The organism is Oleiphilus sp. HI0043, assembly GCF_001634935.1.
Window position 1 is genome coordinate 1 of record NZ_LWEY01001478.1, and the last position, 13702, is coordinate 13702.

At 44.2% G+C, this 13702-nt stretch carries 10 protein-coding genes; 4 read left to right on the top strand and 6 right to left on the bottom strand.

The window, feature by feature from the left end; genetic code table 11:
* Positions 1-1836: bifunctional tRNA (5-methylaminomethyl-2-thiouridine)(34)-methyltransferase MnmD/FAD-dependent 5-carboxymethylaminomethyl-2-thiouridine(34) oxidoreductase MnmC (mnmC, locus tag A3729_RS20935; RefSeq protein WP_068634243.1), on the top strand; the 1836-nt coding region annotated here is incomplete at its 5' end.
* Here the strand turns inward: mnmC and ampD are convergent.
* Positions 1833-2387 carry a 1,6-anhydro-N-acetylmuramyl-L-alanine amidase AmpD gene (gene ampD / locus A3729_RS20940; RefSeq protein ID WP_068508078.1) on the bottom strand — a complete coding sequence of 185 codons (555 nt, stop codon included), beginning with the start codon at positions 2385-2387 and terminating at the stop codon, positions 1833-1835. The genes mnmC and ampD overlap by 4 nt on opposite strands.
* A 2-nt stretch (positions 2388-2389) precedes the next feature.
* Positions 2390-4852, bottom strand: a complete 2463-nt coding sequence (locus A3729_RS20945; RefSeq protein WP_068634244.1) for a DUF1631 domain-containing protein — start codon at positions 4850-4852, stop codon at positions 2390-2392.
* 315 nt (positions 4853-5167) lie between these two features.
* On the opposite strand from A3729_RS20945, the gene nadC reads away from it, so the two are divergent.
* Entirely contained in the window at positions 5168-6004 is an 837-nt protein-coding gene (gene nadC / locus A3729_RS20950) for a carboxylating nicotinate-nucleotide diphosphorylase (protein ID WP_068509607.1), read from the top strand.
* Between the two features lie 205 nt (positions 6005-6209).
* Complete coding sequence (locus tag A3729_RS20955) at positions 6210-8975, top strand: EAL domain-containing protein (RefSeq protein ID WP_068634245.1); 2766 nt, start codon at positions 6210-6212, stop codon at positions 8973-8975.
* A gap of 20 nt (positions 8976-8995) precedes the next feature.
* On the opposite strand, the gene A3729_RS20960 is transcribed toward A3729_RS20955, so the two are convergent.
* From A3729_RS20960 to A3729_RS20975, 4 genes are read right to left on the bottom strand one after another with little or no spacing between them, the layout of a single operon-like run.
* Positions 8996-9763 (bottom strand): ParA family protein, encoded by a 768-nt coding sequence (locus tag A3729_RS20960; RefSeq protein ID WP_068509617.1) that lies wholly within the window; start codon positions 9761-9763, stop codon positions 8996-8998.
* A 24-nt stretch (positions 9764-9787) separates the two neighbouring features.
* Complete coding sequence (locus tag A3729_RS20965) at positions 9788-10531, bottom strand: DnaA ATPase domain-containing protein (RefSeq protein ID WP_068509619.1); 744 nt, start codon at positions 10529-10531, stop codon at positions 9788-9790.
* Positions 10528-11109 (bottom strand): CDP-alcohol phosphatidyltransferase family protein, encoded by a 582-nt coding sequence (locus tag A3729_RS20970; protein WP_068509622.1) that lies wholly within the window; start codon positions 11107-11109, stop codon positions 10528-10530. The genes A3729_RS20965 and A3729_RS20970 overlap by 4 nt, the downstream gene beginning before the upstream one ends.
* Before the next feature lie 28 nt (positions 11110-11137).
* Positions 11138-12424, bottom strand: a complete 1287-nt coding sequence (locus A3729_RS20975; RefSeq protein WP_068634246.1) for a DUF2066 domain-containing protein — start codon at positions 12422-12424, stop codon at positions 11138-11140.
* Positions 12425-12634: 210 nt separating this feature from the next.
* Between A3729_RS20975 and purM the strand changes: the two genes are divergently transcribed.
* Positions 12635-13702 (top strand): phosphoribosylformylglycinamidine cyclo-ligase, encoded by a 1068-nt coding sequence (gene purM, locus A3729_RS20980; protein WP_068634247.1) that lies wholly within the window; start codon positions 12635-12637, stop codon positions 13700-13702.

A 13702-nucleotide genomic window follows, 5' to 3' on the forward strand; every position in this document is an offset into this window, starting at 1 on the left:
GAAAAAGGCCGTCGTGACTTTCACTACATCTCATTCGAAAAACACCCACTATCTCTATCAGATCTTAGAAACTCTTTGAGTAAATGGCCTGAGCTTGCAGATTTATCTTCCCAACTATGCGACGACTATCCTTTCACTATAAAAGGACACCACACACTGAAGTTCGAGTGTGGCCGAGTCATCCTCACACTGGTTTTTGGGGATATTTATGAGTCCCTGGATGAATACCGTTTTATGGCAGATTGCTGGTACCTGGACGGTTTTTCCCCTAATAAGAACCCGGAAATGTGGTCACCTGCTCTTTTTAAAGAAGTTGCCAGACTATCATCTGACGGAGCCACTTTTTCCACCTTCGCCGCTGCGTCAGCTGTAAGACGAGGGCTAGAATCGGCAGGTTTCAGTGTTAAGCGCCAGAAAGGCTTTGGCAAAAAACGAGAGATGCTTCTTGGCTCTATTACAAAACAAGACCTCAGTTCTACCGGTCACTTACCTTTAAGCAAAACAAATTGGGCCTACCCACAAACACTGATAAAGAATTCCGTTAAGAACTCTACGGCTGCCGCCTTAGATAAAGACGTGTCCAAGTCTTTCGATACCGTTATTATTGGGGCCGGTTTAGCGGGTATCAGCACTGCTTCAGCGCTGTATCAACGCGGGCTGGATGTTGCGATAATAGATACTCGCCCAGCACCTGTTTCTGGTGCCAGCGGCCAGAGCCAACTGGTAATGTACGCAAAGTTTCCCAGTGAGAGAAACAAAACGTTTAACTTCGTAGAGCATTGCCTTGCCTACAGCTTACGCTATTACCCGCGGCTACAGGCAAACTTTGATAATGAATTCTGGCACCCTTGCGGTTTACTGCAGCTAGCATGGAGTGATAAGGAAGCGGCCAAGCAAACCCGCTTTGCTAATAACACCAAACTGCCAACCAATTTTATACGGCCAATATGCGCTGATGAATCCTCAGAAAAGTCTGGCTTGAAACACTCCTGTGGCGGCTTGTGGTTTGAGAATGCGGGCTGGCTTGACCCTAAAGTCTACGCAAAAATACTACTTAGCGATAAGCCAGCTAAGTCACAGGCTACCATCACTCCATTTTACAACTGCGAAGCGAAGCAGATCAGCCAAAATACAGACTCAAGCTGGACCATAGAAACAAATTCAGGCCTTTTTCACACAAGGCATCTTGTCATTGCAAACTCTAATGACACCAAGAGTTTTCCCCAATTAGCACACCTGCCAACCAAGCCCTTGCGCGGGCAAGTTACATCGATAAGATCTAAGCAGAATAGCGAGGAAATCAAATCTACGCAGTGTGTGTTAACAGGAGAAGGCTACCTATGCCCATCTGTTTCTGGTTGGCACCACTTTGGCGCGACCTTTGATTTGGACTCAAATAATGAAAGCACTAATGCAGAAGACAATGAAAAGAACTTCGAAGCAATTCAGCACTGGAACCCATCATGGATTTCGGATAAGAACACTGAAGATAAAAGCCTGAATGACTATGATGTAAAAAGTAACGCCGGCCTTCGTTGCACCACTCCTGACTACCTTCCAATCGTTGGGCTCGCTCCAAATTTTGAACAAATGAAAGAGACCTTTGCCAAACTTCGAGTTGGCGCCAACAGCTGCAAACATCTTTATGGACACTACTATCAAGGTCTTTACGTCAACGTTGGACACGGCTCCAAAGGCGCATTAACAAGCCCCGTCGCCGCAGAACTTATTGCTCACGAAATATGCGGCGGCATCCCACCGGTAAATGACACACACAAAGCAATGTTTTCGCCCGCCCGCTTTATCATTAAGCACCTTAAACAGCGGCGCATTTAAACAAGGGGGTTCTCTATAGAGTTTCGATACAGCGTCCAATCGAAAGCAGGGCCTGGGTCTGTTTTCCGCTGTGGAGCGATATGTTCATGACCCGTTATACGCTCTTTCGTAATTTCAGGGTAGCTTTCCTGAATTGCATTAGTTAGAGCGGCAAGCTGCGAATACTGAATCGCTTGATACGGTATGTCATCAGCGCCTTCCAGCTCAACGCCTATCGAGAAATCATTACAGTTTTCCTGACCACAAAAGCTTGACTGTCCGGCATGCCAGGCACGGTCATTACAGGAAACAAACTGGACTATTTCTCCGTTGCGTTTAACGAGGAAGTGTGACGAGACCTGAAGATCGCGAATTGTCTCGAAATACGGATGCTCACCAACTGGCAAACAGTTTTGGAAAAAAAGCTCGATGTAATTATTGCCGAAGGACTTCGGTGGCAATGATATATTATGAACGACTAGTAAGTTGATCGGCGCAGCTTGAGGGCGCTCATTATAATTGGGTGACGGGCACTTCCGAGCACCAGCCAACCAACCATTACAAATTTTCATACCTAGTTAGCTCCGCGTAAACTCCCGATCACCGATTCTAAGGCACGATCAAACAATAAACCATCATTTAGAACTTGAAGCTCTCCATTTCTTAGCAGGGATGCAAAACCACTTTTATCCTGCTCCATTACTTTGATGCCGGATCGATTAACGAAAACAAACTTATCAATAGCCTTAATGTGTGCAGCAAGTTTACAACGTTCAGGACGTCCTTCCTTTGAAACCTCAAACCAGGTGCCAATGCTAGCTCTTTCCACCTGCTTACTAAATGCATCAAGAATGGAATCGCTCGCACTAGCACTCAAATCTTCTTCTAGAACCGTTTCGGCACGCGTAGGCTCGACACTTGATTCCGTTTCTGCGTTATCACCGGTGCCTTGCTCACTGGGTGAGACAGGTTTACTGTCGGAGTTTGTTTCTCTAGAGGCAGCTTTAGGCGCAGGCTTGACCGGCTTTTCGGCTTCAACGCTAGATTGCTTAAAATCGTTAAAGTCTTGTTCAATTTCAAGCGTATCCTGAACCAACTCAGCAATGGCGTTATCGTCCATTGCAGACTTGGCAAACTCTTCGTATGTTTGCAAGTTATTCAAGACATTAACATGCTGAGCTTCGATATCGGCCAATAGGGTTTTCGCCTCAAACTGATCATACATGATCCGATTGAGCCCCTCCCGACACTTCCTCATAACACGAGGAATCGTTTTCAATAACTTGCCTCGAACATCAAGCTCCTCCTTGTCTGGGCTCACCGTCCAAATCAAATCTTTAACCAAGGCAATTTCAGCCTTCCAACTCTCTGAGTCGACACCACCGTTTAGGTATGTGTAATTAAGCACCCTACTCCACGCTTTTGAAAGAAAAGCTTCTGCACATTCTGGTACATTACGCGCTCTTGCTTGCTGATCAGCCAAAATTGCATTTAAAGCATTATCAACCGCCTTCTTGGCTAGGTCATTGGCTGCTTTTCCCTTCTCAGCATCTTTTGTGCGCTGCTCAACAAGTTGACCACGCTTATCTTCAATCACTATAAATTTAATGAAATCATCTAATAAGCTTTGGAAAATATCTAGATTGTCATCGAAATCGTTTAGCACTTTATCAACGACAGCTTCGATTTTTCCCTTCAGTCTATCTGACTTACTACCGCTTGTTTCGGTCCAACCAAGTGCAGCAGCAGCTATTTCGTTCAGAAGTTTTCTAGCAGGATGCCCGCCACGATCAAAAAAGCTTCTATCTAGCATCGCTACTTTAAGTATAGGAATTTGAAGCCTTGCAATTAACGCTTTCATAACGGGCTGAAGCTGACGATCATCAAGAATAAAATCGAACAACATTGAAACTAGGGAAATGACATCGGAGTCCACTGAGGAAATTGCCCCTCCCTCAGAAGATTCGCTCGAGCTTGATAACAAACTACGAAAATCAACACGCTGATATCCACCTAATTGATCACCTGAAATCTGGCCAGAGAACCGATTTTGCTGCGCCGATAATTGCTGAATAATATTGGTTTGCGGAATGATATTAGACATACCACCAACACCTGCATCGATTGAACTTGCGGGCTGACCTGAATGAAGAAGAGAGCGCAACTCACCGAAAGCTGTACCCTGAGAAAGGTACTGATTTTCACCGAGCGTTGGAACACTTGAAGAATCAAAGCCATTGATATCAGGCGTAGCATTCTCGAGCTGACCATTTGATTTAATCGTATCCGTCTTTGACACATTATTGAGCATTTCAACAGCCTTGCTGCTATTTGTACGCGCTGTTTTGCCAATACCGATCGTTAATGCGGGAAGTACACCTGACTGCCTTAACTGCTGATTGCAATCTTTATATACTGCCGCCATTTTCGACAGTACATAGCGTTCAAATAGTTTAAGCACGATAAGCTTTGCTCGGATGCCAAAATCGAGACAGTCACATGCTTTTGCAAAGGCATCACATAGCTTATGCGGGGACGCGGGAAAGTCTTTAGAAAATACTTCACTCTCATCAAGTATAAAGGAAATCCGAGCACTAAGCTCCTCGAGCACCGTGCCAATACCTTGATTAAGCCGCGACACCATCGCATCAACTGCGACATTAACCTCAAGTTCATCCTTATCAATAAGATCCAATGAATCTATCGAGTCACCAGACGGGCCGCTCACCTGTGGACCACTTGTAAGCGAATTGAAATTAGTCAACAACTGCTTTACAACGGCATTTGCGATATGGCGCTTCTGTAAACGAAGCTCTCTCATCGCATCGAAATACAACGCTTGGTCACCATTAGTGCCCGCTTTGTCGGCCATTTCAAACAGCGCATCATCCGCACCATCAAACAAATGACGTAATAAATCCTGCACTTTAAGTCTAAAATTATCTCTAACGACAATGACTAACTTCGGTAGCGGTTTAGCGGATACTCCTGAAATAGTTTTGCCGCCGTGAATCCCTACTATCTTTGGCTCTGCCATAATTACCCCAACTGCCCACTTGCTAAGAGTCAATTATTTAACATTTATTTGCATTATAGCGAGTCAATATTATGACTACTGTCACATTTTGTTTCCGCTTGAACCAGTTCACAAAAAATGTGAATTATTGAACCCAGCACAACAACTACTCGACTAACAATATAGTGAACGAGAACAAGCTAAGCCACTTAGCATTATCCGAAATAATCTATATAATGGCGCCGCTAAATAAAAGTAAGCAATACTTTCGACTTTTTTTAATTTTAAGCATCCTTTGTATTCACCAGACCCAGCCTGAACAGCTTGAGCCAAAATATGAACGAATTACTTTCAAAAGCCATCGAAAATAACGTTAACGCTGCAATTTCGGAAGATGTCGGCTCCGGTGATATAACTGCTCAGCTAATTGATGCCGACAAACAGGCTTGCGCGAAAGTAATTACCCGTGAAAGTGCGATTATTTGCGGTACAAAGTGGGTTGACGCCGTCTTTCATGCAATTGATCCAACCCTTGAAATTAAGTGGTTCGTCAATGACAGAGACAACGCTTCACAAAACGAAACTCTCTTTACTGTTAGTGGCTCTGCCCGATCCATTCTAACCGGAGAACGTGCCGCACTTAATTTTCTGCAAACACTTTCTGGCACTGCAACGACAGCTAAACACTACGCAAACCTGGTTGCACACACTCAAGTAAAGCTTCTGGATACTCGTAAGACCCTACCTGGACTGCGCCTAGCACAAAAGCATGCCGTTACCTGCGGAGACTGCCACAACCATCGCATTGGCCTTTATGACGCCTTCCTAATCAAGGAAAATCACATTATGGCCTGCGGCGGCATTGGACAGGCAGTTAACAAAGCTCAGCAACTAGCTCCCGGAAAGCCCATCGAAGTTGAAGTTGAATCTATACAAGAGTTGCAACTAGCCTTACAAGCTCAGGCTGATATCGTCATGCTCGACAATTTCCCTATCAGCACTTTAAACGAGGCCGTAAAACTAAATAAAGGCCAAGCCAAGCTTGAAGCTTCTGGCGGCATAACCAATGAAACGCTAGTCCCAATTGCTGAAACGGGAGTAGACTTTATTTCAATCGGCGCACTGACAAAAGACTGCAAATCTATCGACCTTTCAATGCGGATTGATATCTAAACAGAAAAACGCCAGCTTACATAAATTTACATACCGAAACACTTCAGTTAGACAATCATTTGGCTATTACAGATAGAATAGATTCATCATTATGGTGATGTCTTCAGACAGCTAAATTCGTCATAAAACAAGAAGACAATCCACCATATTTACCATGCGGCCCATTATATAATTTCACCTTCGAGCTAAGCTGGCTTTACTTTCAATGAATGCAAATAATCTAAGTTTTAAGCCAGAAATCTCTAGCGCTCGCATTCACGGCATACCCGCATTTTTCATAAGTCTCACCCTGTTGTTTATTGCTTTAGGTTTTGACCAATTATTTATAAATGACGGATCGACACTTCAGAATGCCATGCCCTACGTCAGCATAGCCTACGGTTTATCACTCTCTCTTACTTATTGCTTCGGCCTAGTCAGTCTACCCGCAATATTCCTAGCCCCAGTCGCTTTATCACAAGCATCTAACGCATGGTTTGACGGTGATATAGAACTTAGTACTGCAGTACTGTTTTCGTTAAGCCTTTGCATGCAAAGTTATGTGCTCCGGAAGTCATTCCAGCTCTCTATTACCAAGGGTAATCCTTTATCAAACAGTAAAAACCTGATCCTTTATATTTCCCACAGCGTAATAATTAGCGCCTTAATCAGCACATTGCTCGGTGTCAGCTTGCTCACCAATGACGGCGACAGCACACTAGACCTAAGGGTAATAGCCTACTTCTGGATTTCCAATGTTATTAGTCTGACCACCATTCCAAGCATCGTGTTCGCGGCACAAAACCATGCACAACGTATCAAGCAAAACACACATCCTTTAGAGTGGTTTGTTTGGCTTTCAATCTCGATCCTCAGCATTTATTTTACCACCAAGGAAAAGCCTCACTTTATACTTCTAATCATTCCAATCTTAATGTGGGCTTCAACCAGATTTAACCAGCTCGCTTGCACTATTGCTATTTTCGTATCTGGGATTATCACCCTGCACCTCCTTAACGCCGGGACACTGACACAGCAATTATCAATACCAGAATATTCTCTACCTCTTGCTAGCTTGATCGTTATTCTAACTACCCTTTACTTCAACACCCTCCGTTCAGATCAAATAAAAATCGAAGCGAGGCTCGAAGATATTGTTCAACAACGCACACAAGATTTACTTAGCGCCAACCAAGAACTTCGCGATGAGGTTTACATCAGAAAGCAGGCAGAAAAGAGTCTACAAAACACCTCGTCTCGTTTCAGAGCACTATTCGAAACTGCCGGCATCCCGATCATCGTACTTGATAAGAAGTTCAAAATTAAACAATGGAATGCAGCAGCCGAAGTTCAGTTTTCTTATACTAAAGAACAAGTGCTAGGCAATAATTTCATCGATATGTTTGTTCCAGAAAATATTCAGGACGAGACAGCATGGAAATTTACCAAGGTACTCGAAAGCGGCCTTAGTAAAGAAAATATGGAATGCGAGATTATCAGTGGCGACTCGCTTTCGCACACCATGCTCTGGAACATGAACCACCTTAGCAATCATGACGGTGAATCCCAGCAGACGCAGCTTCTTTTGATTGGCCAAAACATTTCCGACATCAGAAAAACTCAAAATCAACTTCACTACCTCGCTCACTACGATGCACTTACCGATACGGCTAACAGACGCCTATTCGAAGACCGCTGCGCCCAAGCGATTCAATCAGCAATTCGACACAAATCCGAGATTGCGCTAATCGGCCTAGATATCGATCACTTCAAACGAATCAATGACACGCTCGGACACGATATCGGCGATCAATTTCTTGTCACCTTAGCCAGCAGACTCAAACAAAGCGTTCGAAAGGAAGACACGATTGCCCGCCTTGGCGGAGACGAATTTGCTATTCTGCTAGCAAATGTATCGGGAAGAGAAGGCGCTAAAACAGTTGCCAGAAATATTCTCGATAACATTACCAAGCCCGTAAATATTGGCGGGAATGAGCTTATCGTTACTTCCAGCATCGGCATTACCGTCTGCCCTAACGATGGCACGCAATATCCCGACCTGCTAAAAAATGCAGATATGGCCATGTATCGAGCGAAAAAAGCCGGACGAAACAATATTCAGTTCTATAGTCCAGAAATGAACAGTGAAATGCAGCGCCAACTAATTATTGAGCATGAGCTAAGAAACGCTATCAGCGCCAGCCAATTCAAGCTTTACTACCAACCTATCATCGACATTGAAACGGGTGAAATTCTCGCGCTTGAAGCCTTGCTACGCTGGCATCATCCTGACAAAGGTTTAGTCACGCCAGAGTACTTTATTGATGTCGCTGAGCAAACGGGCTTATTGCACGACATTGGTCAATGGGTAATTTCTAACGCCTGCCTGCAAGGACGAGCAATTCAGGAATGGTCAGACACGCCGATACAAATAGCGCTCAACCTCTCTAACCGCCAATTTAACCATCCGCGAATAGTTGAACTTATCCAAAAAGCAGTAGAGAGCACTAAATTTGATCCAAAGAACCTGATTCTGGAAATGTCGGAAAGCACGATCACAAGCAATATCGAGACATCCTTTGTGACACTTACTCAACTTAAAGAGTTGGGCGTGTCACTGACAATCGACAGCTTTGGAACCGGTCTAAGCTCACTACGACAGTTAAAGCAAATTCCCGCCGACATCATTAAGGTCGACCGAACTTTCGTGAATGGCATACCAAGGGATGAAAGCGATATGGCCATCACTGAAACACTGCTAGCTATTGCGAGTCAGATGGATTTAAAAACCTTTGCTACAGGGATCGAAACGAAGGAGCAGGAAGCTTTCTTAAAGATTAATGGCTGTCGATATGGGCAAGGTTATCTCTACTCCCCACCAGTGCCGTTCAAGGAATTATATGCAATATTACATAGCTTGAATCAAGGCGAAACCTTAGGCCGGGGCGACCAGATCGTACTACCTCTGGTGCACGAATCTAAACCGGCCTAAGCTAAAAGCAGGTTTTCTTGCTACGAAGATAAATGCTCGTGAAGTTCTTCAAACTGAGTCGTTAAAGCATGCTTTGGAGCAAAGTAGATAAGCGGCTGACTTTCTTGGTGCGACTCTTTCATCTTGATTGAAGCATTAATTTTTACAGGTAATACTGGCAACCCTTCTTCTTCGAGCTCCTTCACCAAGCGCGACGGCAGACTCGCACGCGGCTGAAATTGATTCACTACAATACCCTCTATTTCCAAGCGGTCATTGTGATCTTCTTGTATGTCTTGCAACTCGCCCATAATCGTATACAAAGCTTGACGAGAGAAGTCATCGCAGTCGAAAGGAATCAAAACCTTATCGCAAGCAATTAAGCCTGAACGCGTATAGAAATTTAAAGCAGGCGCTGTATCGATGATAATTTCATCAAACTGGCTCTCTAATGCTCTTAAGGCATTTTTGAGTTTATAGATCTTATGCTTAGCCTCCAGCTTTCTTTCAAGAAAATCCATCTCAGGACTAGAGGGCAAAACATAGAGATTGTCGAAGGGGGTTTTATGCGCAAAGTCGGCAGGATCTTTATTAAACAAATTAAATGAAAGCGTTTGCTCAAAAAAATCGGCAATCGAGTCATTCAATTCAGCAGCAGGCTTTCCCATTAAATAGTGAGTAGAGTTACCTTGCGGGTCCAAATCAACAACCAAGGTTCTGCGTCCCTTAGCAGCGAAAATAGCTGCAAGATTGCAAGTAATACTCGACTTCCCTACACCGCCTTTCTGGTTGAATACTACGCGAATCATTTTTTTCTCCCTGCAGCTGATGAGCTACCAATTTAAAACTTTCTTGACGAACGGAATTGTCAATTTACGCTGCTCAGTGAGCGACGCTTTGTCTAGTTGATCAAGTAACGCTAGCAACTCTGTTAAGTTGCGCCCGCTACGCTTAATAATAAAAGTAGAAACGCCCTCTTCCAAGCTAAAGCCCTTATGTATCGCAACCTGCTGCATGATTAGTTCTTTTTCAGCATCACTATAAGCTTTCAGGCTTATCAATAAACCGGATTTTAGGCGTGACAACAAATCAGCCAAGCAGATATTCAAGGCGTCTACCGGCTGTGACAAGGCGAAAATTAACATATCACCTTGAGCTTTATAATGGTTAAATAAATTAAAAAGACAGCGTTCTTTAAACTCTCGACTTAAGCTCTGGTGACACAGCCACAAATCCAAGTGATCGAGAGCCAAAATTGAATATTGCTCAAAGCTTGAAAACAAACCCTGAACGTCACTCTCTGATAATTCAAACTCGTTTAATTCCGCAAGCGAAAAGTAACAAACATTGTCCAGCTCTTTTGACTCAGCGTAGCCAATTGCAGCATTAAGCAAATGGGTTTTACCAGACTCTTCTGGCCCAACCAGTAAGACTGCAGTTTCCTGATACTCATCTATCGCACTCGACAGCATAAACTTGGCACGATCGTTTTTTTCGCTGTAAAACGTTTCGAAGCTTAGGTCACTTTTTTCCCTAACAGGCAATAATAGTTGGCTGGATAATTCAAAAGCATTCATAAGCCAGTCTTATCATTCAATTCATTTTCTCGGCGCTGCTTGTATGCCTTTACGCCCCAAACCAAGTAATAATGAATACCGCTAATCAGAGTAATGGCACCCACTACAAATAGGCCTTCTGAAACTGCCCACTGCGGCATCGGCAGATCTGCCAAGCTCATAATCACGAGTAAGACATAAACAATCTGTAGCATTGTACAGGTCTTACCCAGCCATGAGGGCTTAATATCATAATGACTAATAAAGAAGTGATAGCCCAGCGCACCAGCTAGAATCATTACATCGCGACCAATAACGAGATATAGAAGCCACATTGGGATTTGCTCTGTCCAAGCAAGCATTACGTAAGCCGTAACGAGCAGTAGTTTATCTGCCAAAGGGTCAGCTATGGCACCAAATCGCGACTTCCAATTAAATTGGCGAGCCAAGAAACCATCAACTCCATCTGAAAGACCTGCTACAAAGAATAGAATCAAAGCCTGCAAATATTGCGCGGAATATACACTCATCGCAAAAGGAATCACCAGCAGGATTCGAATAACAGTTAGAATATTAGGAATCTGATTAGCTGCGATCATTCTATCTCCAAAATAACCATAGCAATGACTAAGACCCGGAGCGCCAAACAAATTTATCGAGCGCATCGACAAGCATACCCTTATTTAACTCCAATATACCGTCTAGCTCCGCTTCCCGTTTTATTAGCTTTCGCCCAAGAGATAGGTGCTGAGAAAGCATTTCTCTTGTATCACGCAAGCGCAACTCAAAGGTAAGCTGATCTTCCTCGGCTAGCAACATATTTACGGATGCAACAGGCGCAAGATCTTGCAGGTAACGCTGTACATCCACATAATCTTCGAAAGAATCGATACCAAGCACTGAAATGGTATAGATTTCTGAACTTGCTACGCCAGATATAGCATACTGAGTAGATATAACGCTTGCCAAGCGAGCAACAAACTCTTTTGAAACCGATTCACTGCTTGCCTGAGCGCTTTCACCAAAGAAAGTTTGCTCACCTAGGAATAGCTGCCAGTCTGCACGCCATTGACGCTGAGAAACAGGCTCTTTTGCTTCATCAAGTTCTTGAGCCTCAGGAGTAATGGAACTTTGCAAGCGTACAATTGCAACAGCGTCGGTGCCATAGCGCTTACTAGCATCAATATGGGAGTCAGAAAACAGGCCCCATAATCCGTCAACATCTAAAAGCGAAAGGTCTGTCAGATCGGCCACAGGAATAAAAAGCGGCAAACCTCGAGTCTCAGCAATGCCAGTCAATTCAGGTAGCACCTCATCCAGTTCGGAAGCGCCGATAACGCTTCGCTGCCCTTGTTCATCAGACATCACCACCCAAACCAGAATTGAAGGACGAGACCGCCCCCAAATAGGAAGAGACAGTGATTGCAAACCCGCTTCTATGGGCGATTCTGCGAATGCAACATCCAGCATATATTGGTCAGGTACGGCGGGCTCGGCTATTAACGACTCAGTTAACTCTTCTTGGCCGGTCTGAGCGGAACTAGGCATAGAACCAGGCTCCTGTTCAACGTCTGCACCTTCATCTATAAACTCCATAGCGAGCCTTTCGCGCTCAGCAAGCACCTCAAGATAAACGCTATACGCGGGGTTTTCTCTGTAGGCAAATGAGAGCACGTAGTTTTCAGGTGAGCGAAACTTAGAATTCACAGAAGAATCCTGCAACAATTCCTCATCACCAGTAACACGGATCAACACCTGATGCAGCGCCTGCTCAAAGCCTAGCATACGATCGGAAGGGTCTTGCGAAGGTACTGCGACAGAAGCGTTATATAAATTACCTAGCTGGACAGCGATTGAGTGTGAACTCAAAAAGGCTAGCGAAACAAGTACGAAAAAACGAATAATATTGACCAAGTAAGTGCCACTTATGCTCAGTATTTGAAAGGTTTATCATAATATTCTCGAAACACTCATAAAACAACCATCAGCCGTGCTTTGCACACCTACTTTCTAATATTTTTTTAAATCACTACGAATATGTTATTTTTTACTGCTAGCATTTGGCGAGACTCCAAACAACTGGTAGAATCGCGCCAATTTTAAAAAGCCAAGGTTTTAGCTCATATGACTAATAATTCTGACTCAAATACAAACCCTTCACTTAGCTACAAAGACGCTGGCGTCGATATCGATGCGGGAAATGAGCTAGTAGAAAGAATTAAAGGTGTCGCCAAAAAAACTCGTAGACCGGAAGTAATGGCCGGTCTAGGCGGTTTTGGCGCAATGTTTGAGTTGCCGAAGGGCTATAAAGAACCGGTTTTGATTTCCGGTACCGACGGTGTTGGCACAAAACTAAGATTAGCCATGGACTTCAATAAGCACGATACGATAGGTATTGATCTCGTTGCCATGTGCGTTAACGATCTTATTGTTGGTGGCGCAGAGCCATTATTCTTCCTTGACTATTACGCTACAGGTAAACTGAATGTTGACGTTGCTGCCGATGTAGTAACAGGCATTGGCGCTGGTTGCGACCTATCTGGTTGCTCACTAGTCGGCGGTGAAACTGCTGAAATGCCCGGCATGTACGAAGGCGAAGATTATGACTTGGCTGGTTTTTGCGTTGGCATTGCTGAGAAGTCTGAGATTATAGATGGCACCAAAGTTAAGGCTGGCGACAAGTTAATTGGCCTCGCTTCTTCAGGTCCACACTCGAATGGCTACTCTTTAATTCGCAAGATTATAGAAGTATCAAACGCTGACCTAAACCAGGAAATTGGCGATACCGACCTAAAATCGGCCTTGCTTGAGCCAACAAAGATTTACGTTAAATCTCTTCTTAAATTGATCAAAGAAGGTGAGGTGCATGCCCTTTCACATATCACGGGCGGTGGCTTACTTGAGAATATTCCTCGCGTAATACCTGAAGGTACTAAAGCAGTCATCGAGACCCAGAGCTGGGAATTGCCTGGAGTATTCAAATGGCTTCAATCAGCAGGTAACGTAAATCCTGTTGAAATGTATCGCACCTTCAACTGCGGTGTTGGCATGATCATCGCCGTTCCAGCCGGTTCAGAAGAATCAGCCATCAAGCTTTTAGAAGCTGAAGGCGAAAGTGCTTGGGTAATTGGTGAAATTGCCGACACATCTTCCGACGAAGAGCAAGTCCAACTAAATGGACTAGGCGCTTAG